This window comes from Terrabacter sp. P2_E3, assembly GCF_056403915.1.
In genome coordinates, this window is record NZ_JBFUEN010000003.1 from 151,959 (window position 1) to 174,381 (window position 22,423).

The 22,423-nt window shown below is 72.1% G+C and carries 20 protein-coding genes; 9 read left to right on the plus strand and 11 right to left on the minus strand.

Features of this window, described 5'->3' with window-relative positions:
• Positions 1 to 97: 97 nt before the first annotated feature.
• The 3 genes from AC1DW8_RS03955 to AC1DW8_RS03965 form a co-directional block, all read right to left on the minus strand.
• Positions 98 to 418, minus strand: coding sequence for a DUF2853 family protein (locus tag AC1DW8_RS03955; RefSeq protein ID WP_442274106.1), 321 nt, complete (start codon positions 416 to 418; stop codon positions 98 to 100).
• Between the two features lie 109 nt (positions 419 to 527).
• Positions 528 to 1,526, minus strand: coding sequence for a peptidoglycan-binding protein (locus tag AC1DW8_RS03960; protein WP_478092053.1), 999 nt, complete (start codon positions 1,524 to 1,526; stop codon positions 528 to 530).
• A 56-nt stretch (positions 1,527 to 1,582) separates the two neighbouring features.
• Positions 1,583 to 2,578 carry an ArsR/SmtB family transcription factor gene (locus AC1DW8_RS03965; protein ID WP_478092055.1) on the minus strand — a complete coding sequence of 332 codons (996 nt, stop codon included), beginning with the start codon at positions 2,576 to 2,578 and terminating at the stop codon, positions 1,583 to 1,585.
• A gap of 58 nt (positions 2,579 to 2,636) precedes the next feature.
• On the opposite strand from AC1DW8_RS03965, the gene AC1DW8_RS03970 reads away from it, so the two are divergent.
• Positions 2,637 to 3,845 carry an MFS transporter gene (locus tag AC1DW8_RS03970; protein WP_478092057.1) on the plus strand — a complete coding sequence of 403 codons (1,209 nt, stop codon included), beginning with the start codon at positions 2,637 to 2,639 and terminating at the stop codon, positions 3,843 to 3,845.
• On the opposite strand, the gene mgtA is transcribed toward AC1DW8_RS03970, so the two are convergent.
• From mgtA to AC1DW8_RS03990, 4 genes are all read right to left on the minus strand, one after another.
• Entirely contained in the window at positions 3,784 to 6,459 is a 2,676-nt protein-coding gene (gene mgtA, locus AC1DW8_RS03975) for a magnesium-translocating P-type ATPase (RefSeq protein ID WP_478092059.1), read from the minus strand. The two genes, AC1DW8_RS03970 and mgtA, sit on opposite strands and share 62 nt — an antisense overlap.
• Positions 6,460 to 6,534: 75 nt before the next feature.
• Positions 6,535 to 9,474, minus strand: coding sequence for a helix-turn-helix transcriptional regulator (locus AC1DW8_RS03980; RefSeq protein WP_478092061.1), 2,940 nt, complete (start codon positions 9,472 to 9,474; stop codon positions 6,535 to 6,537).
• 68 nt (positions 9,475 to 9,542) lie between these two features.
• Entirely contained in the window at positions 9,543 to 9,701 is a 159-nt protein-coding gene (locus AC1DW8_RS03985) for a hypothetical protein (RefSeq protein ID WP_020143554.1), read from the minus strand.
• Between the two features lie 146 nt (positions 9,702 to 9,847).
• Positions 9,848 to 10,444: a LysE/ArgO family amino acid transporter gene (locus AC1DW8_RS03990; RefSeq protein WP_478092064.1), complete on the minus strand. Its 597-nt coding sequence runs from the start codon at positions 10,442 to 10,444 to the stop codon at positions 9,848 to 9,850.
• Between the two features lie 70 nt (positions 10,445 to 10,514).
• Between AC1DW8_RS03990 and AC1DW8_RS03995 the strand changes: the two genes are divergently transcribed.
• The 3 genes from AC1DW8_RS03995 to gad are packed head-to-tail and all read left to right on the plus strand — an operon-like array spanning position 10,515 to position 13,594.
• Positions 10,515 to 11,456 (plus strand): LysR family transcriptional regulator ArgP, encoded by a 942-nt coding sequence (locus tag AC1DW8_RS03995; protein ID WP_056774942.1) that lies wholly within the window; start codon positions 10,515 to 10,517, stop codon positions 11,454 to 11,456.
• Between the two features lie 28 nt (positions 11,457 to 11,484).
• Entirely contained in the window at positions 11,485 to 12,183 is a 699-nt protein-coding gene (locus tag AC1DW8_RS04000) for a hypothetical protein (RefSeq protein WP_056774940.1), read from the plus strand.
• 34 nt (positions 12,184 to 12,217) lie between these two features.
• Entirely contained in the window at positions 12,218 to 13,594 is a 1,377-nt protein-coding gene (gene gad, locus AC1DW8_RS04005) for a glutamate decarboxylase (protein WP_478092067.1), read from the plus strand.
• 36 nt (positions 13,595 to 13,630) lie between these two features.
• On the opposite strand, the gene AC1DW8_RS04010 is transcribed toward gad, so the two are convergent.
• Positions 13,631 to 14,011, minus strand: coding sequence for a rhodanese-like domain-containing protein (locus AC1DW8_RS04010; protein WP_478092069.1), 381 nt, complete (start codon positions 14,009 to 14,011; stop codon positions 13,631 to 13,633).
• Between the two features lie 192 nt (positions 14,012 to 14,203).
• Here AC1DW8_RS04010 and AC1DW8_RS04015 point away from each other — a divergent pair, with 192 nt between their 5' ends.
• The 3 genes from AC1DW8_RS04015 (at position 14,204) to AC1DW8_RS04025 (ending at position 17,657) form a co-directional block, all read left to right on the plus strand.
• Complete coding sequence (locus AC1DW8_RS04015; protein WP_478092071.1) at positions 14,204 to 15,136, plus strand: DMT family transporter; 933 nt, start codon at positions 14,204 to 14,206, stop codon at positions 15,134 to 15,136.
• A gap of 124 nt (positions 15,137 to 15,260) precedes the next feature.
• The gene (locus AC1DW8_RS04020) at positions 15,261 to 16,745 is read left to right on the plus strand and encodes an HNH endonuclease signature motif containing protein (protein ID WP_478092073.1); all 1,485 of its coding nucleotides are present in this window, start codon (positions 15,261 to 15,263) and stop codon (positions 16,743 to 16,745) included.
• A gap of 66 nt (positions 16,746 to 16,811) precedes the next feature.
• Complete coding sequence (locus tag AC1DW8_RS04025) at positions 16,812 to 17,657, plus strand: PHP domain-containing protein (RefSeq protein ID WP_478092075.1); 846 nt, start codon at positions 16,812 to 16,814, stop codon at positions 17,655 to 17,657.
• Positions 17,658 to 17,686: 29 nt separating this feature from the next.
• Here the strand turns inward: AC1DW8_RS04025 and AC1DW8_RS04030 are convergent, their stop codons facing one another.
• Positions 17,687 to 17,848 carry a hypothetical protein gene (locus tag AC1DW8_RS04030; RefSeq protein WP_156415519.1) on the minus strand — a complete coding sequence of 54 codons (162 nt, stop codon included), beginning with the start codon at positions 17,846 to 17,848 and terminating at the stop codon, positions 17,687 to 17,689.
• Positions 17,849 to 17,939: 91 nt separating this feature from the next.
• On the opposite strand from AC1DW8_RS04030, the gene AC1DW8_RS04035 reads away from it, so the two are divergent.
• Together AC1DW8_RS04035 and AC1DW8_RS04040 are read left to right on the plus strand one after the other, a co-directional pair.
• Entirely contained in the window at positions 17,940 to 18,902 is a 963-nt protein-coding gene (locus AC1DW8_RS04035; RefSeq protein WP_478092077.1) for a GlxA family transcriptional regulator, read from the plus strand.
• 101 nt (positions 18,903 to 19,003) lie between these two features.
• Positions 19,004 to 20,245, plus strand: a complete 1,242-nt coding sequence (locus AC1DW8_RS04040) for a lipase family protein (protein WP_478092079.1) — start codon at positions 19,004 to 19,006, stop codon at positions 20,243 to 20,245.
• Between the two features lie 20 nt (positions 20,246 to 20,265).
• Here the strand turns inward: AC1DW8_RS04040 and AC1DW8_RS04045 are convergent, their stop codons facing one another.
• The gene (locus tag AC1DW8_RS04045) at positions 20,266 to 21,693 is read right to left on the minus strand and encodes a tryptophan-rich sensory protein (protein ID WP_478092081.1); all 1,428 of its coding nucleotides are present in this window, start codon (positions 21,691 to 21,693) and stop codon (positions 20,266 to 20,268) included.
• Between the two features lie 4 nt (positions 21,694 to 21,697).
• Complete coding sequence (locus AC1DW8_RS04050; RefSeq protein WP_056774914.1) at positions 21,698 to 22,417, minus strand: CPBP family intramembrane glutamic endopeptidase; 720 nt, start codon at positions 22,415 to 22,417, stop codon at positions 21,698 to 21,700.
• Positions 22,418 to 22,423: the final 6 nt, after the last annotated feature.

Below are 22,423 nucleotides of genomic sequence, written 5' to 3' on the forward strand. Positions count from 1 at the left end.
CCCGGGCCACCGCCCCGGAAACAGACCGTGTGCCGCCTGGCCCGGCCAGGCGGCATACGTTCGTCCGCGTCCGGAGGGACGCGGTCAGCAGCGGAGGTCAGCGGAAGAGGTCGAGCTTCCCGTGCTTCTCGGCCAGCAGGTAGTAGACGGTGACGCGGTTCTTCGTGCGGTCGCCCTTGAGCGTCTGCCCGACCTCAGCCAGGGAGGCGTCGAGATCGGCGTCGGAGTCGGTGAGGCCGAGCTTCTTCTTCATGAATCCGTCACGCACGCGGTCGGTCTCGCTCTTGTCGCTGAACGACACCAGTGCCGAGTCGCGCTTCTGCAGCGCGATGCCGCAGTGCCGGACGACGCCCTTGATCGCGGCGTCGTCGGCGTCGGGGGAGTACTTCTTGACGTCTGCTGCCCAGTCTTCTGCCATGTGCCGTGCCCCTCTTCGTTGAATGGCGTGAACACCACAGACGCTAGACCTGAAACCCCCGCCGGAGAGGGGTCCTCGCTGGGAAGTTCCGGGGAGAACCGTTCGCTCGTCAGACGGTGAGCATCGCCCAGGTTCGGGCGCCCACGACGCCGTCGGCCGCGAGCCCCCGGGACTGCTGGAAGGCCTGCGTCTTCGTCGCGGTCATCGCGCCGAAGACGCCGTCGGCCGTGAGGATGTAGCCCCGGTGGGTCAGCAGCTTCTGCGCGGCGACGACGGCCTGGCCGCTCGAGCCGCGCTTGACGGAGACGACGAGCGCCGACCAGGTCTTCGGTCCGACGACACCGTCGACCGCGAGGCCCTTGGAGCGCTGGAACGAGATGACGCGGCTCTGGGTCGTCGGTCCGAACGAGCCGTCGACGGTGAGGCTGAACCCGCGCTGGCGCAGCAGGTGCTGGATGGGCGTGACGCGGAAGCCGCTCGCCCCGCGCTTGACCGTGGTCCAGGCGATCGGGGCGGGCGTCGGGGTGCCGCCACCGCCGCCGATCCGCTGGGCGAGGGCCGCGAGGCGAGCATCCCCGGGGCGGACGTTGATCTCGAAGTGCATCTCGTCCTTGCGGCCCGAGTAGTCCCCGCCCCAGCGCACGACTCCGTTGCAGGAGTTCAGGATCGAGCGGATGTGCGAGCGCTGCGTCGCCGTGAAGGTGCCCGACGTGCCGAGCGGGTGGCGCGGGGCGTTGAGGTCGATGGCCGTGCCGCTCGAGTGGTTCGACAGGGTGGTGCTCCCCGAGATCGGACGGTAGCTGTGGCCCCAGCACCAGCCCTTGACGAGCGCCTCGACCTCGCTGTTGAAGCGGCGGGCGACGTAGCCGAGGACGATGTGGACGTCACCACGGCGGACGCCTGCCGGGAGGGTCGCGGCGCCGACGGCCAGGGTGGCGAGCGGGACGGTCGACGTTGAGCCGGCCGGCCAGCCGTTCTGCGACGTGGCGGCCTGGGCGGCGGTGGCCGTGGCGGCGACGAGTCCGCCGCCGATGAGGAGGCCGCCCGCGCCGCGGATCAGTGTGCGGCGCCCGACGGCGGGACTGGTGGTTTCGTGGAGCTCACACATGACTACCCCTGAGCGTGTGTCGGTGGCTGGACGCGGGCGCGTCCGCAGCGCCGACGCTAGGGGCGAGCGGCGTTGCGGTACATGGGGAGAACTCCCCGACCAGAGGCCACGAGGGCGTCGCCCAGGGCGGTGCGCCAGTAGAGCACCTCGCGTCCCGACCGTCGGCGCAGCACGGTGCCCGAGGCGAGCAGCACCTTGAGGTGGTCGCCGACCGAGCCCAGCGGCATACCCGTGCGGGCGACGAGCGCGCTCGTGCTCGACGGTCCGTCGAGGGCGCGCAGCAGCCGTGCCCGAGCGCTGCCGACGAGGCGCTCGAGCCCGTCGTCTGCGTGGCCGTCGATCTCGGCGAGGGCTCCGGTCACGGGGTAGTAGATGGCGTAGCGACGGGGGAGGTCCCAGCCGACCCACGTGGCGGTCCCGTGGGCGGGCACGAAGTAGAGGTCGGCGTCGTCGTCGAGGACGCGGGAGGGCAGCTCGTAGCGGTTGATCCGGAGCTGGCCGTCGCCGAGCCACTCGCGGTCGCGGCCGAGGTCGCGCAGCACGGCGGCCCAGCCGTGGGTCGCGAGGCGCGCCGTCCGCGACACGATGTCGGCACGCAGGATGCGCTCGCGGCGGCCCCAGTCGCTGGCGAGGGCGTGCGTCCACACCCACTCGAGCAGCTGGGCCGCCTGCTCGGCCGTGCCCGGTCGGCTGAGGATGCGCGGCAGCGACGCCTCGGGGGTGCTTTCGCGCAGGTAGGCGCGAATTCGCTTGTCCCCCAAGGTTCGCACGTCATCGACCTCGTCGGCGAAGCTGCGACCCGGACCGTCTGGCGGGAGTGCGAGCCAGTCGGAGATCCATCCCGTGCGCCAGCTGTGGTCGAGGACGGCACGCCGCACGGGGTGCTCGGCGAGCATCGCCTCGAACGACTCGCGGTGCGCGGCGGCGAAGGCCCGCCCCGCGGCGTCGCTGGGCCGCACGAGGTCGTTGAGGGCGGCCACCGTCTCGATGCGCGGTGACACCACGAAGCGGCTCCGCGCCAGCAGGTCGGCCGAGATCCGCCACGTCCCCATGTTTCGCCTCCGTCCGAAAGATTAGCGGCCCGGGTCGCGACTCGTCAGGGTGGAGCGAGTGAAGACCTACCGCCAGCTGTTCGCCATCCGTGAGTTCCGGGTCCTCTTCCTCGTCCAGTGCATCAACATCGGGTCGTATGCCGTCGCGTCCCTCGCGCTCGGCACCATCACCTTCGCCGCCACGGGGTCGCCGGTCCTGACGGCCCTCGCGATGTTCGGCGCGCCGCTCATGCGCATCGTCGGCCAGACCCTCTTCGGCTCCGGCTCCGACCTGGTCCGCCCGCGCACCGCGCTGCTGCTCGTCTTCACGACGACGATGGTCACCGACCTGCTGCAGGCGATCCCGGGCCTGGCCTGGGGCTGGCGTTTCGCCCTGCTCGCGGTCGGCCCGCTCATCACCTCGGCGCTCGGCGGCAGCATGATGGCGCTCGTCTCCGACATCCTCCCGCCCGACGGCTTCATCCTCGGCCGGGCGACGATGAACATCGCGGTCGGCGGCATGCAGATCGTCGGCTACGGCATCGGGGGCCTGCTCCTCATCACCTTCACGACGACCGAGCTCTTCCTCGGTTCGGGTGTCGCCCTCCTCGTCGCGGTCGTGGTGCTCCGCCTCGGGCTCTCGGACCACCCGCCGCGGCACGCGGCCACCTCCCTCGTGCGCCGCACCCGCGAGGTCAACCGAGCCCTGCTCGGGTCGCGCGTCATCCGTCCGATCTACCTGACGTTGTGGGTGCCCAACGGGCTCATCGTCGGGTGCGAGGCACTCTTCGTGCCGTTCGCGGGCGAGCGCGCGGGCTACCTCTTCGCCGTCACCGCCGCCGGCATGCTGCTCGGCGACGTCGTCGTCGGGCGCTTCCTCGCCGTGGCCGTGCGCGACCGGCTCATCGGCCCGCTGCGGCTCCTGCTCGCGATCCCCTACCTCGCCTTCTTCGCCGTCCCGTCGCTTCCGTATGCCGCCGCGCTGGCCTTCGTCGCGTCCGTGGGCTACTCGGCGAGCCTGCCCCTGCAGGAGCGGCTGGTGACGCACACCGACGCGCAGGCGCGAGGCCAGGTCTTCGGGCTGCAGGGCACGGGCCTCATGGTGGGCCAGGCCCTCGGGGCGCTGCTCGGCGGCGTCGTCGCGAGCTCCCTGGGGATGGGGCCGGCCGCGGCCGCGCAGGCGATGGGCGTCATGGCCGTCGCCTCGGTGGTCGTCTCGGTCGCCCTCACCCCCGGTCTGCGTCGGTCGCGCCCCGGAGCCGAGGTGCTCGTGGCGCTGCCACGCTGAACCGCGCCGCACGCCGCCGCACGAACCGGGTGTCGAGGTCGCTGGGGGCACCGGTGGGCGGCGTCGCCGCAGCCCGGTAGAACCACCGCTTGCCGAGCTCGACGAGCGCGAGGTAGCCGATGACCATGACGACCAGTGCGGCGAAGAAGCCTCCCGGCAGCGGGGCGAAGCCGAGCGGCGCGGCCAGGGGCGTGGCCGGCAGCACCGCGCCGACGAGCACGACGCCGAGGGCCGCCAGTGTCAGCGGCAGGCTCGGGTGGCTCCGGAAGAAGGGGACGGTCCGGGTGCGGATGGCGAAAATGACGAGACTCTGGGTGGCCAGGGACTCGACGAACCATCCCGTCCGGAAGAGCTCGGGGCCGGCATGGAAGGCCCAGAGCATGAGGCCGAAGGTGAGCAGGTCGAAGACGGAGCTGAGCGGACCGAAGAGCAGCATGAAGCGCCGGATGAAGCCGATGTCCCAGTGCGACGGCCGTCTCAGCTGCTCGGGGTCGACGTTGTCGGTGGGGATCGCGAGCTGGCCCGTGTCGTAGAGCAGGTTGTTGAGCAGGATCTGTGACGGCAGCATCGGCAGGAAGGGCAGGAAGAGCGACGCGGCGGCCGCCGAGGCCATGTTGCCGAAGTTGCTCGACGTCCCCATGAGGACGTACTTGAGCGTGTTGGCGAAGATGCGCCGCCCCTCGACGACCCCGTCGGCGAGCACGTCGAGGCTCTTCTCGAGGAGGATGACGTCGGCGGCGTCCTTGGCCACGTCGGTGCCGGAGTCGACCGAGATCCCGACGTCGGCGGCGTGCAGGGCGAGCGCGTCGTTGACGCCGTCGCCGAGGAAGGCCACTCCGCCGCCACCGTGCCGGTGGGCCCGCACGATGCGGGCCTTGTGCTCCGGGCTCACCCGGGCGAAGACCGTCGTGGCGGTGACGGCGTCGATGAGGTACTCGTCGTCGAGGGCGTCGAGGTCGGTCCCGGTGAGGACCGCGTCGCCCGGCAGGCCGAGGTCGCTGCACACCTTGGCCGCCACGACGGCGTTGTCGCCGGTGACGACCTTGACCCGGATGCCCAGGGCCGCCAGCCGGCCCAGGGCCGTCGCGGCGTCCGGCTTCGGGGGGTCGAGGAAGACGAGCAGGCCGTGCAGGTGCAGGTCGTGCTCGTCGTCGGGCTCGGGTGGGCCGGCGCGCGTCACCGGTCGGCTCGCGACGGCGACGACGCGGTTGCCGGCCGCGAACTCCGCGTCGAGGGCGGCGCGGGTCTCCGGTGGCACGTCGACGCACCGTTCGAGCACGGTCTCGGGGGCCCCCTTGGTGACGAGGTGCAACCCCGCGCTGCCGTCACGGAGGACGACGGAGAGCATCCGGCGTTCGTGGTCGAAGGGCAGCACGCCGAGAACGTCGGGGACGAGAGTGGACAGCGTCGCGCGCACGGCTGCGGTCGCCGGCGACTCCCAGAGGGCCCGGTCGAGGGGGTTCGTGCCGACGCCGGCTTCTCCGGCCGTCTCGCTCTCGGTGCAGAGCAGCCCCCACCGCAGCACGTCTTCCGAGCGCTGCCCGGCCACCGGGACGGCGCGGGCGTAGTCGATGCGTCCGGCGGTCAGGGTGCCGGTCTTGTCGGTGAAGAGCAGGTCGATGTCGCCGAGGTCCTCGATGCAGACGAGCCGCTTGACGAGCACCTTGCGGCGGCTCATCCGGCGCGAGCCCGCGGCCAGGCTCGTGGAGACGACGGCCGGCAGCAGCTGGGGCGTGATGCCGACGGCGATGGCGAGCGAGAAGAGGAGGGCGTCGAGGAACGGCTTGTGGAGCAGGACGTTGATGACGAAGATCGAGGTCGTCAGGGCGCCCGCGACCTTGACGAGCAGCATCGAGAAGCGTCGCAGGCCGACCTGGAACTCCGTGTCGAGCTGGTGGGTGCTGAGGCCGGTGGCGATGGCCCCGAACTCGGTGTGCGACCCGGTGGCGACGACGACCCCGCGACCGCTGCCGGCGTGGACGACGGTGCCCATGAGCGCGCACCCGGAGAGCTCGGCCAGGGTGGCGTCGACCTCCACTGGTGCGGTGGACTTCTCGACGGGCTGGGACTCTCCGGTCAGGACCGACTCGTCGCACTCGAGGTGGACGACGGAGACGAGGCGGAGGTCCGCGGGCACGACCTCCCCGAGGCTGAGCTCGACGACGTCGCCCGGCACGAGCGAGGTCACGTCGACGCGCCCGAAGACCCCGTCGCGCAGCACGACGGCCTCGTGGGTGACCTGTGAGTGGAGCGAGGCCGCCGCCTTCTCCGCGCGGTACTCGTTGACGAAGCCGAGCCCGACGGACGCGACGACGATGATCCCGATGATGACGGCGTCCGCCTTCTCGCCGACGAAGAACGACGCCGTCGCGGCGACGAGCAGCAGGCCGAGCAGGGGCGAGTTGAGCTGGTGCCACAGCACGGTGAGGACGCGGGCGTGGTGGGTCGCGATCGCGTTCGGACCGAAGGCGATCCGTCGCCGTTCGACCTCGGAGGCCGCCAGCCCGCGGGACGGGTCCACGCCGAGCGACTCGAGCACCTCGGGGGCGGCTCGTCCCGCGGCGGCGCGGATCGACGCCGTCGCGCTGCTGGGTGCCAGCAGCCCGGAGGTCACCCCTTCATCGTGCTCCTCGGCCCGGTGCCCTGGGCCCCTTCGCTGCAGACCGAGGCCCAGGTCACCTCGTGGGGGTCAGGAGACGAGCCCACGTCGCCGCGCGATGGCGGCCGCCTCGGTGCGTCCGGAGGCGCCGAGCTTGGCCAGGAGGTTGGAGACGTGGACGCTCACGGTCTTGGTGCTGATGTAGAGCTGCTTGCCGATCTGACCGTTGGTCAGGCCCTGCGCCAGCAGCGCGAGCACCTCGAGCTCACGCGGGGTGAGGTCGACCGTCACGCCGCCGGGGCGCACCGCGTCGAGCTCGGCGAGGAGCGGCTTGGCCTCGAGCCTGACGGCCTCCTCGCGGGCCAGCTCGGCGACCGTGCGGGACTCGACGTCCTCGCCCGCGGCCCGCAGGGCCTCGGCGAGCCGCGCCCGCGAGCGGGCGGTCTCGAAGACGTGGCCGTAGCGCTCGAACGCTGCGACGCTCTCGCGCCAGGCGTCGACGAGCTCGGTCACCGGCGGCGGCTCCTCGACCCCGGCGACCCGCTGAAGCCGCAGCACCTCGGCCTCGAGCCGTGCGGTCCACGCCCACGTCTCGCGGCTCGTGTCCTCGAGCGACTCGGCGGCCGCGCGCTCGAACTTCGGACGGCTCGCCTTCTCGACGGCGGGCCGCAGCTCGCTGATGCGGCGGCCGCGATCGGCGAGCTCGTCGACGACGGCGACGGCGCGGGCCCGGAGCGCCGGGTCGGCCCGCGGCACGAGCGCTGCAGCCTGCCCGGCCACGAGCGCGGCGAGCCGCACGACGGCGTGGTACTCGCCCCAGGTGGCGTCGAGGACGCGGACGGCCTCCTCGGTGAGGTCGAGCATCCCTCCGAGGTCGCCCGTCTGGCCGAGCACGTCGACGGCGGGCATGGTCGTCAGCACGACGCACAGGCCGTCGACGGGCCACCACTCCCGCATCGCCCCGATGAGGTCGGGGTCGACGGGGTCTCCGCGACCGGCGTGCACGAGCAGGGCGGCGCCGGTGAAGATCGTGCGCCCCGGCTGCGGGGCCGGTCGCCCCGCGAGGTCGAGGCGTCGAGCCGCGCCGTCCCAGTCGCCGAGCTCGTAGGCCGTGAGTCCGCCGAGCAGGCGGCACTCCTGCCCCCAGGGTGCCCACTCTCGGTGCATCCGCCGGGCGACGGCGGCCCCGCGGTCGTAGAGCTCGAGCGACCCGGGAAGGTCGCCGCGGCGGTGCGCGAGGGACGCGAGCTGGTGCAGGGCGCGAAGGAGGAGGGGGTCGTCTGGATCGATGTCGGCGACGATCGAGCGAAGGTGCGTCTCGACCGAGTCGAGGTCCTCCTGCGCCTCGAGGATGCGAGCCATGATGGTGCGCACCTCGGCGAGCGCGCCGCCGAGTCCGAGACGCTCGGCGAGCAGGGACACCTCGTTGCCGACGACGGCGGCTTCGACGAACGAGCCGTTGTCGACGAGAGCCTGCACTCGGGCGACGAGCACCCGGACCCGGCGCTCGTCGGCCTCCTCGCCGATGAGCGACAGGGCCTCGTCGGTCAGGGCGATGGAGTCGATCGGCAGGTCGAGGATGCGCGAGCGGATGACGAGCGTCGAGAGCAGGTCGGCGCGCGCGCCCGGGTCCTGCGCGGTGCCGGGATGGTCCAGCCGGTCGCGCAGCAGGTCCATGGCTCGGATCGGCTCACCGGCGACCATCGCCGCGCGCGAGGCCCGGAGGGTCACCTCGTCGCGTTCGGGGTCGTCCTCGTCGAGCCACGAGAGCGCGCGCTCGAGGAGCAGCAGCGCCTCCTGCGGACCGCCGACGGCCATGGCGGCCTCGGCCGCGGCTCGACTCGCGCGGACCGCCGTCGGCAGGTCGCCCACGGCGGCGGCGTGGCGGGCCAGCTCGGACGCGGGGGCGAGCTCGGGACGCTCGGCCAGCACGGCGGCATACGCCCGGTGGAGCCGTAGGCGCTCGCCGGGCAGGAGGCTGTCGGCCACGGCCTCACCGAGGAGGGCGTGGCGGAAGGTGTAGGCCGGCGGCCAGCGGGCCTCGAGGACGTGGTGCTCCACCGCGGCGGCCAGCGCGGCCTCGAGCGTCTCGTCGGGGAGGTCGACGACGCGGGAGAGGAGGTCGTGGCCGATGAACTGCCCGCCCTTGAGGGCGATGGCCCGGAGCACGCGCTGGGCGGTGTCGTCGAGCTGCTCGACGCGGGCGCGGAGCACGCGGCTCAGGCCGCCGGTCAGGCCCTGGCCGGCCGCGGCGCTCGCGACGAGCTCCTCGGCGAAGAACGGGTTGCCCTCGGAGCGGCGGGCGATCTCGGCGTTCGTCGCGGCGTCGGTCGGGGCGCCCTCGATGCCGGAGACGAGCTCTCGCACGGCGTCGTCGGGGAGCGGGGCGAGCTCGACGTGCTCGAGCCCCGCGATGCGCGCCCACACGGCGAGCGTCTCGTGCAGGGGGTGGCGGCGGTAGAGGTCGTCGGAGCGGTAGGTCACGACGAGGCCGACCGCGTGCGTGAAGCCACGGGTCAGCAGGAGGGTGATGAGGTCGCGCGAGGAGTGGTCGGCCCAGTGGACGTCCTCGACGACGAGGAGGGACGGCTGGGCGTCGCCGAGCGCGGACAGCAGCGCGTGCACGGCCTCGGCGACCTGGCCGGGGTCGGTGCTGCGTCCGGAACGGTCCCGGTCGGGTGCGTCGGTGCGCCCCGGCAGCAGGTGGCCGAGGCTCGGGTGGGTCTCGAGCACACGCTCGACGACGTCGGGATGGCCTGCGTCGATGGTGCCGACGAGCTCGACGAAGGGCAGGTAGGCGAGGCTGCTGCCGGCCTGGCCGACGCAGTGACCGACGGCGGTGAACCAGTCGGACGCGGTGGCCTCGGCGACGAGGTGCCCCACGATGCGGGACTTGCCGATGCCAGCGTCGCCGGACAGCACGACGACGCCACCGGGCCGGGCACCCGGGGTGGGGCGCAGTCCGATGGCGTCGGCGAGACGGGACAGGTCGGTGTCCCGCCCGATGAGGGGGCCCGTGCTGAGCGGCATACGCGGAATCATCGCGTACTCCGCCGACAGGAGCGGGACGGTCGGCGACACGGGTCGCGTCGCCGTCGTCACCGCGCGCGGCCCGGGTTGTTCTCCTCTCGGGAGACCCGCGCCATGGTGCGGCGCATGATCTCGAGCGACGAGTCGCGGCGGACGCGGCGACGCTGCGGGTAGCGGGACTCGATCTCGACCTGGACGGTGCGGAAGTCGATGTACTGGGTGGTCATGGTCTTTCCTCTGCTCGTGCCGTTCTGGACTTCTCCAGACTCGGTTGCTGAGGTAGACCCCCACATCGGACGACCGCCCTATCCCTGCCCGCCGACTACCTCAGATCCCATGGCGTATGCCGGGTGGACCCGTCTGAGGTAGTCGTTCAGCCGAGGAGGAGGGTGGCGGCGATGGTGAACATGACGACGGCGATCGCGACGTCGAGAACGCGCCACGTGGCCGGCCGCGCGAAGAGCGGCGCGAGCAGGCGCGCGCCGTAGCCGAGCGAGGTGAACCACGCGACGCTGGCGAGCGCGGCCCCACCGGCGAACCACCACCGTCCGTCCGGACCGTGCTGGTTGGCGAGCGACCCGACGAGCAGCACGGTGTCGAGGTAGACGTGCGGGTTGAGCCAGGTGAGCGCGAGGACCGTCGCGAGCACGCCGCTGCGCGACCGCTGGGTGCCGCCGGCCTCGAGGCCCTTGGGGTGGCGCGCGTTGCGCAGGCACAGCAGGCCGTAGCCGACGAGGTATGCCGCCCCGACCCACCGCACGACCGTCAGCAGTCCCGGGTGGGCCGTGACCAGACCGCCCACGCCGAGCACGCCGGCGAGGACGAGGACGGCGTCGCTCAAGGCGCAGACGGCGACGACGAGCCCGACGTGGTGACGCGCGAGGCCGGTGCGGAGCACGTAGGCGTTCTGCGCGCCGATGGCCACGATGAGCGAGGCCATGGTGAGGAAGCCGGGCACGAGGGAGGTCACGCCCTCGACCGTAGAGGGATCGCGACCTTCAGTGAAGCGAAGGTTTCTTCAGCATCATTAGCATGGCTTCATGCGGCTCCAGCCCGAGCACCTCGCGACCCTGCTCGCCATCATCGACACCGGCACCTTCGACGCGGCGGCCCGACGGCTCCACGTGACACCGTCGGCCGTGAGCCAGCGGGTCAAGGCGCTCGAGGCCGAGGTCGGCCAGGTCGTGGTCGTGCGCAGCACCCCGTGTCGCGCCACGAGCGCGGGCGAGGCGCTCGTCCGGCTCGCCCGGCAGCAGGGACTGCTCGAGTCGGAGGCGCTTGCGGGGCTTGTCGCCGACGGCCGGTCCAGGGTCGACCTGCCGATCGTCGTCAACGCGGACTCGATGTCGACGTGGTTTGGTGCGGTGCTGACCGAGGCTGCCGCCTGGGACGACGTCGTGCTGCGCCTGAGGGTCGAGGACCAGGACCACTCGGCTCGGCTGCTCCGGTCGGGTGAGGTGCTCGGCGCCGTGACGTCCGACCCGACGCCGGTCCAGGGCTGCTCGACCGAGCCTCTCGTCACGATGCGCTACCTGCCAGCGGCAGCGCCACAGCTCGTGGACCGTCATCGGGTCGGCCGTGGGATCGACTGGGCCGCAATGCCGCTCGTGCGTTTCAACGACAAGGACGACATCCAGCAGCGCATCCTCGACCGGCGCGGCGTGGACGTCGCGCCGCCGACGCACGAGGTGCCCGACGGTGGTGGCTTCGTGACGGCGGTCCGCTCCGGGCTCGGCTGGGGTGCGCTCCTGACAACGCAGCTCGGGCCGTTGCTCGACGCTGGTGAGCTCGTGCGACTCGGGTCGCGCGACCACGTCGACGTCCAGCTCTACTGGCAGCGGTGGCGGCTGCCCTCGGCGCACCTCGACCGGCTGAGCGACACGGTCCGACGCGAGTCGGCGCGTGGCGGGATCCATCCGGATGGCGGCAGTCACCCGCAAGGGGTGAGCCGCGGCGACCAGGGCCGCTCGATAGTGGAGTGATCGACCCGTCGACGGGAGCGAGCCGAGGATGAGGGTACGACCAGAACGCCTGAACGCGGCGATCGCCTGGCTCTTCATGGCCGGCTCGGCGTGCTTCGTGCTGGGCTCGGTGCCTGCCTACCTGAATGCCGTCGGGGGATGGGTCGATGGCGTCACCTACGTCGTCGGCTCGGTCTTCTTCACCAGCGCTTCGTCCTGCCAGCTCGTGCAGGCGCAGAACCCCTCGACGACCGCCGTCGACGAGGTCACCCAGCACCAGCCGGTCCAGGCGCGTCTGTGGTGCTGGCTGCCGCACGACCTCAACTGGCTGGCCGCGGCCGTGCAGCTCCCCGGCACGCTGTTCTTCAACGTCAGCACCGTCGCCGCCGTGACCCACAACGCGACGGCCGCCGAGTCCGATCGCTACGTGTGGCGGCCGGACCTCTACGGGTCGGTGCTCTTCCTCGTGGCGAGCGCCTGCGCCGTGCTCGCGGTCTCGAGCCGCTTCCTCAGCGTCCAGCCCCGGTCGTTCCCGTGGCGGATCGCATGGCTCAACATGCTCGGCTCGGTGTTCTTCATGGCCTCCGCGATCGCCAGCTTCGTCGTTCCGAGCACGGACCAGGTGCTGAGCACGCGGATCGCCGTCGCCGGGACCTTCTGGGGCGCCGTGTGCTTCCTCGTCGGCGCCGCACTCCTGCTCCCGGCCTGGCGGCGTGCCGTCGCGACCGCCACGCCCGCGAGTCCCTAGACACCACCCCTCCGTCCGACTCAAGGAGAAGCGCATGTCCACACCGTCCGAGATCAACGCCATAGCAGCGCTCTACGGCAACCGCTTCGTCACCGAGGAGGTGCCCAGCCGCGAGTTCCCGGTCACGGGGATGAGCGCGGTGGACGCCAGGCGCCTGGTGGCCGAAGACCTCGCCCTCGAAGGGGATCCGGGGCGCAACCTCGCGACCTTCGTCACCACGTGGATGGAGCCGGAGGCGCAGCAGATCATCGCGGAGAACCTGCACCGCAACTTCATCGACCACGCGGAGTACCCGCGCACGGCCGAGATCGAGCAGCGCTGCATCCGGATGCTCGCCGACCTGTTCCACGCCCCGGGCGAGACCACGGGAGCGCGGACGCAGGGCTCATCCGAGGCGATCATGCTCGGCGGTCTGTCGCTGAAGTGGAACTGGCGCACCCGTCGCCAGGCCGCGGGCAGCTCCACGGAGCGTCCGAACCTGGTCTTCGGCGGCGACGTGCACGTCGTGTGGGAGAAGTTCTGTCGCTATTTCGACGTCGAGGCGCGGATCGTCCCGCTTCAGCGCGGGAAGTACACCATCGGCCCGGAGGACGTCGCCCCGCACGTGGACGAGAACACCATCGGAGTCGCGGCCGTCCTCGGCACGACCTTCACCGGCCACAAGGACGACATCGTCGGCATCAACGACCTGCTTGTGCAGATGAAGCAGGAGCGTGACCTCGACGTGCCGTTACACATCGACGGGGCCAGTGGTGGCTTCGTGTGGCCGTTCCTCTACCCGGACTCGCCGTGGGACTTCCGGCTCGAGCAGGTGCGCTCGATCAACGTCTCGGGGCACAAGTTCGGCTTGGTCTATCCGGGCATCGGCTGGTTGATCTTCCGGGAGGTCGCCGACCTGGCGCCCGACCTGGTCTTCAAGGAGAACTACCTCGGCAAGACCGACTCGACCTTCACCCTGAACTTCTCGACGGGGTCGGCGATGGTCCTGGCGCAGTACTACAACCTCGTGCGCTACGGACGTGAGGGCTACACCTACATCATGCGCAACATGCAGGCGAATGCTCGGATGCTCGGCGACAAGCTCGAGGCGATGGGCCGCTTCGAGCTGATCGGCCGGGAGGAGGAGCAGCTCCCGCTCGTCGCCTTCATGCTGTCCGGTGACCACGGGTACGACGAGTTCGACATCGCCTGGCAGCTGTCTGCCGAGCGCGGTTGGATGGTGCCCGCCTACACGCTGCCGCCCGACGCCCAGGACGTCACCATCATGCGCGCGCTGGTCAAGGAGACGATGAGCCGCGAGCACGTCGACACCCTGGCCCGCGACATCGAGGATGCCTGCACGACGCTGGCGGCGAAGGGTGCGGCACACGAGTCGGAGCGAGCCAAGATGGTCAGCGGCCCGGGCCACTGAACGACTGCTGCGCCCTCGACCGTCCTCGGTTCTGGCCTACTCGGCAGAGGCGAGCCACGCCCGCCACGCGGCATACCCCCCGATGACGTCGGTGGCGCGGTGGATGCCGAGGTCCTGGAGCGCGGCGGCCGCCAGGCTGGAGGTGTAGCCCTCCTGGCAGAGGACGATCACCTCGAGGTCGTGGCTCGCGACCGGCAGCGACGCGTCGCTCGATGGGTCGAGACGCCACTCGAGGACGTTGCGCTCGATCACCGTCACGAAGGGCAGCTCACCCTCGGCCGCACGCTGGGCGGCAGGGCGGATGTCGACGACGAGCGCGCCGTCCGCACGTGCCGTCTCCGCCTGTTCGGGCGTGAGCCGGTGGAGGCGACCGCGAGCCTCGGCGAGGACCTCGTCGATGGTGCGGGGTCGGGACATGGTCAGGCCTCTCGGGACGGGCAGTGGCAGGTCGGCCAGCCTTGCGCTGGGGGCACGTCCACCGTGCCACACGGCGGGCGTCGACGCGTGTGCGACCTGACGCCTGACACCCGTCCGTGGTGGCGGGATGTGGGGGACATCTGACCGGAAAACCGGCGGCGCTCTGTCGGTGTCGACGCCTACGGTCGTCGAGTGACCGTGGACTCCCGCACTGCATCCCAGGCCCCGCCCAGCGCTCGCCGTGCGAGGTGGCTCGTCCTGGCTGCCGTGGCCGTGACGCTCCTCCTCTGGGCGTCCGCGTTCGTCGCGATCCGCCACCTCGGCCGAGACGTGCCGCCGGGCGCACTGTCGCTCGGGCGGCTGCTCGTCGCGTCGGTCGCCCTCGGGGTCCTCGTCTTCCGACGGCCGCGGACCTGGCCGGCCCGCCGCGACTGGCCCCTGCTGCTGCTCTGCGGCGTCGGCTGGTTCGGCATCTACAACCTCGCCCTCAACGAGGCCGAGCGGCGCATCGACGCCGGCACCTCCGCGCTCATCGTGCAGATCGGGCCGATCATCGTCGCGCTCCTCGCCACGGTCTTCCTCGGCGAGAAGATGACGCGTTGGCTGCTCATCGGCATGGCCGTCGGCTTCGCGGGTGTCGTCGTCATCGCGCGCGGCTTCTCCTCCGGTGACTCCGGCGACATGGTGGGCGTGTGGCTCGCCGTCCTGGCTGCGGTGACGTATGCCGTGGGCGTCCTCGCGCAGAAGCCGCTCCTCGGGCGGTTGCCGGGTCCCGAGGTCACCTGGCTCGCCTGCATCATCGGCGCCGTCGTGTGCCTGCCGTGGAGCGGCGAGCTCGTCACCGTGGTGCGTGACAGCGACCCGAGCACCTTGTGGTGGATCGCCTACCTCGGCATCTTCCCGACCGCCATCGCCTTCTCGACGTGGGCCTACGTGCTGGCGCGCAGCGATGCCGGCACGCTGACCCTCACGACGTTCCTCGTGCCGTTCATCGCGACACTCATCGCCTGGGCGCTGCTCTCCGAGGTGCCGCCGCCCCTGACCTTCGTCGGCGGGGCGTTGTGCATCGCCGGTGTCCTGCTCACGCGGCGCAAGCCACGAGTGGCTCCGACCGCGGAGGAGTGAGTGCGCTCCGATCCCTTTGCGACGCAACGGGATCGGTGGACTCACAGTGTGGACAGACCTTCACAATCTATCGAACATGTGTTCCAATAGAGGGGTCGGCGACCCGGGTGGGAGGAGTGAGTTCGTGCCATTCCTCGACACCGGGCGTCCGGCGCCCGACGCGACTGACGGTGGCAGCAGCCTCGACCCCCGCGTGGTCTGGCTGGTCGGTCAGGCGAAGGCCCGCGCCGATCGGGCGCAGGAGCGCAGCTCGTCCCTCACGTTGGCCGACGAGGCCGACGAGGTGCTCACGCAGATCGAGCGCCTCGAGGTCCAGAAGGCTCGCCTCGAGGGTCGTCTCGTCGACGCGTATGCCGCGCTGCACTCCGTCGAGGAGCAGCAGCTCGCCCGGTGGACGACGAGCTCGCCCGTGCCGATCACGGCCGACCAGGTCGCCGCGCAGGAGATCGCCTGGGCGACCGGGGTGGGCGCGACCGAGGTCGCCCGTCGGCTCGAGCTCGCGACAGCACCCCGGCGTCATCGGGTGCTGCGTGAGCGGCTGCGGGCCGGTGCTGTCAGTCTCCAGCGAGCCCTGCGCGTCGTCGTCGAGACGCGGGCGCTCGCCGACGACGTCCTCCCCGACCTCGAGGCCACGGTGCTCGCGCCGGCTCCGGACGGCGCGGTCGCCTCTCAACGCCTCTTCACCACGCGGTTGCAGCGGTGCGTCCGCTCGGCCGACTCCCGTGCCGCCGAGGAGCGCCGCCGGTCCTCTCGTCTGCGTCGCACGGCGTACGGCCGCCTCGTCGAGGACGGTATGGGGACGTTCACGGTCGTCGCGCCGGCCGAGCGGGTCGTCGGTGTGCTCGACCGGGTCGATGCCCTGGCTCGGGCCGCCCGCGCGGGTGGCGACGACCGCAGCCTCGACCAGCTGCGCAGCGACCTGCTCTGCGACCTCGCCCTCTTCGGCGTCGTCCCGTCCGGCATCGGCGGACCCGCCGGCGCCGGTGCCGGTGGCGGTCTCGGTGGCGGTCTCGATGAAGAGCTCTCGTGTGCGGGCCTGCTGTCCGACGCGGCGCCTGCGGCCGTCCGCATCGTCGTCCCGTTCGAGGTCGCCGTCGGGATGTCCGACGCTGCGTGCGAGCTGCCCGGCCACGGCTGGGTCACCGCCGCCCACGCTCGCCAGATCATGACCGCACCGGGATCGGTGTGGCAGCGCCTCGCCGTCGACGTCGACACCGGCCGCGCCCTCGAGCTCTCCACCGACTGCTACCGCCCGACCGCCGCGATGGTCGAGCACGTGCGGGCCGTCGACGGCGTCTGCCGGGCACCCGGGTGCCAGGTGCCGGCCGACCGGTGCGACCTCGACCACGTCGTCCCGTGGCCGGCCGGCCCCACCCACGTCTCCAACTTCGAGTCCCTGAGCCGGGGCTGCCACAACGGCAAGACCGCCGGAGTCTGGCAGGTCGAGCGGGTCGACGACGACGGTATCTCCTGGTCCTCGCTCGCCGGTCGCGACTACATCACCTACCCCAAGGACTGGCGAGAAGCCCTCCGCGACCCGGGCTCGGGTCCACCGCCTCGATCCCCTTCAGCAGGAGCCGAGACTGCCGACGATCCACCACCCTTCTGACCGCTGGGCCGGCTGGTGTGCGGCTTCGGCGGCGCCAATGGCGGCGGGTGGGCCTAGCGTGGTCGGATGACGCTCCCGACGGACAGTCATGTGCACAGCGAGTGGTCGTGGGACGCCGCGCACGGGTCGATGGACCGCACGTGCGCGCGGGCGCTCGAGCTGGGACTGCCGGCCGTCGCGTTCACCGAGCACGTCGACCACACCGTCTGGTCGCTCGACCGCTCGCACCTCGACGAGGATGCGCACCTGCTGACCTTCACGTCGCCCGATGGCCTGGTGACCCCAGGCCCGTTCGACGCCGCCGGCTACCTCGAGGCGATCGCGGAGTGCCGGGAGCGCCACCCCGGCCTGCGCATCCTCAGCGGGCTCGAGCTCGGCGAGCCGCACCTGCACCCCGAGGCCGTCGCGCGGGTGCTCGCGGCCGGCCCGTTCGACCGGGTGCTCGGCTCCCTGCACTGTCTGCCGGACGGCGACGGCTGGACCGAGCCCGGCGAGCTCTTCGGCCGCAGGCCCGCCGTGGACATCGTCCGCAGCTACCTGCGCGACGTCGCAGCCATGGTCGCGGCCGACGACACGTTCGAGGTCCTCGCCCACATCGACTACCCCGTCCGCTCCTGGGACGAGGCCGCGGACGGCCCCTTCGACCCGGCGGAGTTCGACGTCGAATTCCGCCAGACGCTCGAGGCCGTCGCGGAGGCTGGCAAGGTGCTCGAGATCAACACCGTGCTGCCGCTGCACCCGACGGTCGTCCGCTGGTGGCACGACGTCGGCGGTGGCGCGGTGAGCTTCGGCAGTGACGCGCACGAGCCCGTGTCGCTCGCCCGTCGGTTCCGCGACGCCAGGCACCTCGCCGAGGCCTGTGGCTTCCGACCGGGTCGCGATCCGCACGACCTCTGGCCGCGCATCGACTGACGGCCGCCAGGAGGGGCGGTCCAGGTGCGTCAGCGGGTGACGGGCACGTCGTGCAGGACGCGCTCGATGTCGCGGTCGACCTCGGCGTCGGCGCCGAAGGGAGCGCGCGGCAGCGAGAACGTCCGGCGGTGGTGCGGCTCGAGGGCCGCGACGATGGCGATGATCATGACGAAGAAGAAGATGATGTCCATGGCAGAAAGTCTGCGCTCATCATGATCCCGCCACGAGTGGCAGAACCGTCGATGATCGACAAGATTCTGCCAAACGTGCCATGCTGGCCGGATGCTGCGCATCATCGCCGTCATCGCCCAGGAGCCCGTGGCCATGTTCGAGCTCGGCGTCCTCTGTGAGGTCTTCGGCATCGACCGCACCGACGACGGTGTCCCGGCCTTCGACTTCCGCGTCTGCTCGGCACGCCCGGGCGAGGTGCTGCGCACGACGAGCGGCCTCAGCATCGTCGCGCCCTTCCCCCTCGAGGCCGCCCGCGGTGCCGACCTCGTCGCCATCCCCGGTGGAGCGGTCGACGGTCCCTACGACCCGGACGTCCTCGACATCCTCCGCCACACAGCGGCGAACGGCGGTCGCGTGCTCTCCGTCTGCTCGGGCGCCTTCCAGCTCGCCGCCGCCGGCCTGCTCGACGGTCGTGAGTGCACGACCCACTGGAGGTATGCCGCCCGGCTGGCCGACGAGCACCCCCGCGCCTGCGTTGACCTCGACGTCCTCTACGTCGAGGACGGCCCGGTCCTGACGAGCGCCGGCACGGCTGCCGGCATCGACGCGTGCCTGCACATCGTGCGCACCGAGCTCGGCTCGGAGGTGGCGACCCGCATCGCGCGCCGCATGGTCGTCCCGCCGCACCGCTCCGGTGGGCAGCGCCAGTTCGTCGAGACGCCCGTCCCGTCCGAGCCGTGCGAGGGTCTCCAGGACGTCATGGAGTGGGTCGCCGAGCGCCTCGACGAGGAGCACTCGATCCCCTCGCTCGCCAGGCGGGCGGCCATGTCGGAACGCACCTTCGCGCGCCGCTTCACCGCCGAGGTCGGCACGACCCCGCACAAGTGGCTGACGAGCCAGCGGGTGCTCCGGGCCCGCCACCTGCTCGAGTCGACGGACCTCGACGTCGAGCGGATCGCGCGCGAGAGCGGCTTCGCCACTGCGGCGGTGCTGCGCCACCACTTCCAACGGGAGATCGGCATCCCGCCCGTCGCCTACCGACGCGCCTTCACGAAGCAGCCCGCCTCGGCCTGACCCTGCGCCGCAGCTTCAGCGCGACAGGCATGGTTACCGTCAGTAAGTTGCTGGCCAGTGGACGCCACCGACGTCGTCCTGCCGCCTGAGGGGAAGCCGCCGTGCCTCGTTCGACCCACCGCTCGTCCCGCACCCGCACCCGCACCCGTCGCGTCGTCGGCGTCGTGGTGCTCGCGATCGCCGCGGCCGTCATGTCGCCAGTCACGACAGCCCGGGCCTCCGGCTTCTACGACCCTCCCGCGCCCGTCACCGGAGCACCCGGCACGGTGCTCAAGACCGAGCCGATGACCTTCTATCTCGACCCGCTCAAGGCCGTCCCCTCGACCGCGCGCGCCACTCGGGTCATGTACGCCACGCGCGACCGCAGCGGCGCCCCGATCGCCGTGACGGGCACCGTCCTCGTGCCGCCGGTCCCGTGGTTCGGTCCGGGCCAGCGCCCCCTCATCGGCTACGCCGCGGGCACCCAGGGCATGGGTGACCAGTGCGCCCCGAGCCGTCAGCTCGCGGCCGGGTCGGAGTACGAAGGCGCCTTCATCTCCGGCCTGCTGACCCGCGGCTACGCCGTGGCGATGACCGACTACCAGGGCCTCGGCACGCCCGGCACCCACACCTACATGGTCCGCGAGGCCCAGGCGCACGCCGTCCTCGACATGGTGCGCGCCGCCCAGCGCCTCCCCGGCACGGGACTGCCGAGCGGCGGCCCGGTCATGCTGGCCGGTTACAGCCAGGGCGGCGGTGCGAGTGCCGCAGCCGTGGAGCTCGCGCCCACGTATGCCCCAGAGCTGAGGCTCGAGGGTGCGGTCGCCGGCGCCGTCCCCGCCGAGCTCGGTGCCGTCGCCGACCACCTCGACGGCAGCCTCTACTCCGCGTTCGCGCTCTACGCCGTCGCCGGCCAGTCCGCCGCCTACGGCCTCGACCTCGACGGCTTCCTCAACGCCCGGGGCGCCTCGGTCGTCGCCGCCGTCAAGGGCGAGTGCGTCGGCGAGTCGATCGCGCTGCACGCGTTCACCCGCTCGAGCGACCTGACGAAGGACGGCCGCACGCTGACCGAGCTCGCCGCGGCCGAGCCCTTCCGATCGATCATCGCCGAGCAGCGCATCGGTCGGCTGAAGCCCGCCGTCCCGGTGCTCGTGACGCACTCCGTCCTCGACGACGTCATCCCGTATGCCGTCGGGCGCGGTCTCGCGCACGACTGGTGCACCCGCGGCGCCAACGTGGCCTTCTCGCCCAACATCACACCGACGCACGTCGGCGGGGCGGTGCCGTCGTTCGCCAAGCAGTACGCCTTCCTCGAGGCGCGCGTCGCCGGGCTCCCCCAGGTCTCCGACTGCTGGTGGCTCTGAGCCGGTCCGACCGACCGGGCTCAGCGGTTGCGGCGCGCGATCGCCGTCGAGAGCGCGGTCGCGAAGCCGCACCACACGGCATACGGCGACAGGGCGATGCCCGCGCCCTTGCTCACGGTGCCGGCGCGGCGGGCGAGGTCCGCCGCGCTCGCCGTGAGCAGCGCCGCCTCTGCGGCCGCCACCCACGGCTTGCGCACGCGCCAGAAGAGCACGCTCCAGGCCGTGTTGAGGGCGAGGTTGGTCCCGAAGGCCTTGAGGTAGGCGTTGCGACCCTCGGTGTCACCGGCCTTGTCGTACGCGTTGAGCGCCGTCGCGGACGTCGCCGCGATGTCGGCGTAGAGCGCGGTCCACACCAGGGGGAAGGCGAGCGTCGGGGGCTGCCAGTCCGGCAGGTCGAGAGCGCGGTACCAGCGTGAGTCGGGCTGCGTCGCAAGCGAACCCGCAACGGCACTCGCCACCGTCGCGGCGCTCGTCAGGGCGAGGTTGCGCATCGCCGTGTCGGGCTTGGCCGTGCGCATCGCCGACCGGACGGCCGTGTCGAAGTCGATGAAGCCCCCGGGCACGTCGACGTGCTCCCGGATGTCGTCCTCCTTGGCGACGACCTCGTGGACGAGGCTGCCGACGAGCGGCTTGGCCAGGCCCGCCGAGATCGGGGTGACGAGCCCGACCCAGTGGCTCGCCAGGCGCGGCGTCAGCACCGGCACGGTCACGACGACCGGGCGGCGCCGGTCCGTCGCGTCGGAGAAACGGGCGATCATCTCGCGGTAGGTCAGCACCTCGGGACCCCCGATGTCGAAGGGGCGGTTGACCTCGGGGGGCAGGCTGCCGGCGCCCACGAGGAGCGTCACGACGTCGTCGATGGCGATCGGCTGGATCTTGTTGTCGAGCCACTTCGGAGCGACCATCGCCGGCAGGCGGGTCGTGAGGTAGCGCAGCATGTCGAAGGACGCCGACCCGTCACCGAGCACGACGGCGGCCTGGAGCACCGCCGTCGGCACGCCCGAGTCGAGCAGGATCCGCCCGACCTCGACGCGCGAGGCGAGGTGCGGCGAGAGCACCTCGTCATCGGGGTGCAGGCCGCCGAGGTAGACGATGCGCGAGACCCCGGCCTCCTTCGCCGCCTCCGAGAAGATCGTCGCCGCCTCGCGGTCGCGTTCCTGGAAGTCGGGCTGGTCGTCCATCGAGTGCACGAGGTACCACGCGGCGTCAACGTCCTCGAGCGCGCGGCGCATGTCGTCGGCCGACGCGACGTCACCCTCGGCGACCTCGACCCGGTCGACCCACGGCTTGTCGTCCATCGAGGCGCGGCGGCGGGTCAGCACCCGCACCGCCCAGCCCTCGTCGAGCAGCCGCGGCACGACCTGCCCGCCGACGTATCCGGAGGCGCCCGTGACGAGGGCGCGGCGCCGAGTGCTGTCGGTCGTGGTGGGGTTCGGGGCAGGGTTCATGCGGTCACCTGGTCAGCTCGAGGGCGGGTGGGAGGAGCAGGAGCATCCCGGTCGACCACACGACGTGCGTGATGATCGGCCCGAGGAAGCCGCCGGTGACGCGGCGCTGCAGGGCGGTCACGAGACCGATGACGGCAGCCGCCAGGACGAGCAGCGGGATGCCGCTGCCGACGGTGGTCAGGGCGTAGAGCAGGGTCGTCAGGGTCACCTGGTGGCGGGGGAGGGCGGCGTAGAGGGCACCGCGGAAGTAGAGCTCCTCGACGACGCCGTTGACGAAGGTGATGGCGAGCACCGCCGTGAAGGCCCCGAACCGAGCGTGGTCGAGCAGCTGGTCGACCGGCTCGCGCAGCACGGGGATGCGGGCGACCACGAGCGCACCGACGAGGAAGAGGACGAGGAGCAGCACGCCGAGCACGAGGGACTGCACGATCGGCCGGGCCTTCTCGCCGCGACGCGTGTGCCCCATGCCCGCGTGCAGCGGGCCCGACAGCAGCGCGCCGACGAGCCACACCGCCGCCAGGGCCAGCGTCGCGACGTAGAAGAGCGGGTCGCCCGGGGTGATCCGCAGCGCCCACGCCAGCACCGCGGTGCCCACGACGAAGGTGAGCGCGACGACGACCTGGCGGCGCCGGAAGACGTCGTCGGGGTCGCGGTGGTCGCGGTCCACCTTCTCGATGAGCGCGGCGTTGACGAACGCACGCAGCTCGGTCACGGGGCCCCGCATCTCGTC

Bases quoted from the DNA above. Each gene is read 5' to 3' on its own strand.
- AC1DW8_RS03955 (WP_442274106.1), bottom strand. From the start codon at position 418: ATGGCAGAAGACTGGGCAGCAGACGTCAAGAAGTACTCCCCCGACGCC.
- AC1DW8_RS03960 (WP_478092053.1), bottom strand. From the start codon at position 1,526: ATGTGTGAGCTCCACGAAACCACCAGTCCCGCCGTCGGGCGCCGCACA.
- AC1DW8_RS03965 (WP_478092055.1), bottom strand. From the start codon at position 2,578: ATGGGGACGTGGCGGATCTCGGCCGACCTGCTGGCGCGGAGCCGCTTC.
- AC1DW8_RS03980 (WP_478092061.1), bottom strand. From the start codon at position 9,474: ATGCCGCTCAGCACGGGCCCCCTCATCGGGCGGGACACCGACCTGTCC.
- AC1DW8_RS03985 (WP_020143554.1), bottom strand. From the start codon at position 9,701: ATGACCACCCAGTACATCGACTTCCGCACCGTCCAGGTCGAGATCGAG.
- AC1DW8_RS03995 (WP_056774942.1), top strand. From the start codon at position 10,515: ATGCGGCTCCAGCCCGAGCACCTCGCGACCCTGCTCGCCATCATCGAC.
- AC1DW8_RS04000 (WP_056774940.1), top strand. From the start codon at position 11,485: ATGAGGGTACGACCAGAACGCCTGAACGCGGCGATCGCCTGGCTCTTC.
- gad (WP_478092067.1), top strand. From the start codon at position 12,218: ATGTCCACACCGTCCGAGATCAACGCCATAGCAGCGCTCTACGGCAAC.
- AC1DW8_RS04010 (WP_478092069.1), bottom strand. From the start codon at position 14,011: ATGTCCCGACCCCGCACCATCGACGAGGTCCTCGCCGAGGCTCGCGGT.
- AC1DW8_RS04025 (WP_478092075.1), top strand. From the start codon at position 16,812: ATGACGCTCCCGACGGACAGTCATGTGCACAGCGAGTGGTCGTGGGAC.
- AC1DW8_RS04030 (WP_156415519.1), bottom strand. From the start codon at position 17,848: ATGGACATCATCTTCTTCTTCGTCATGATCATCGCCATCGTCGCGGCC.
- AC1DW8_RS04035 (WP_478092077.1), top strand. From the start codon at position 17,940: ATGCTGCGCATCATCGCCGTCATCGCCCAGGAGCCCGTGGCCATGTTC.
- AC1DW8_RS04045 (WP_478092081.1), bottom strand. From the start codon at position 21,693: ATGAACCCTGCCCCGAACCCCACCACGACCGACAGCACTCGGCGCCGC.
- AC1DW8_RS04050 (WP_056774914.1), bottom strand. From the start codon at position 22,417: ATGCGGGGCCCCGTGACCGAGCTGCGTGCGTTCGTCAACGCCGCGCTC.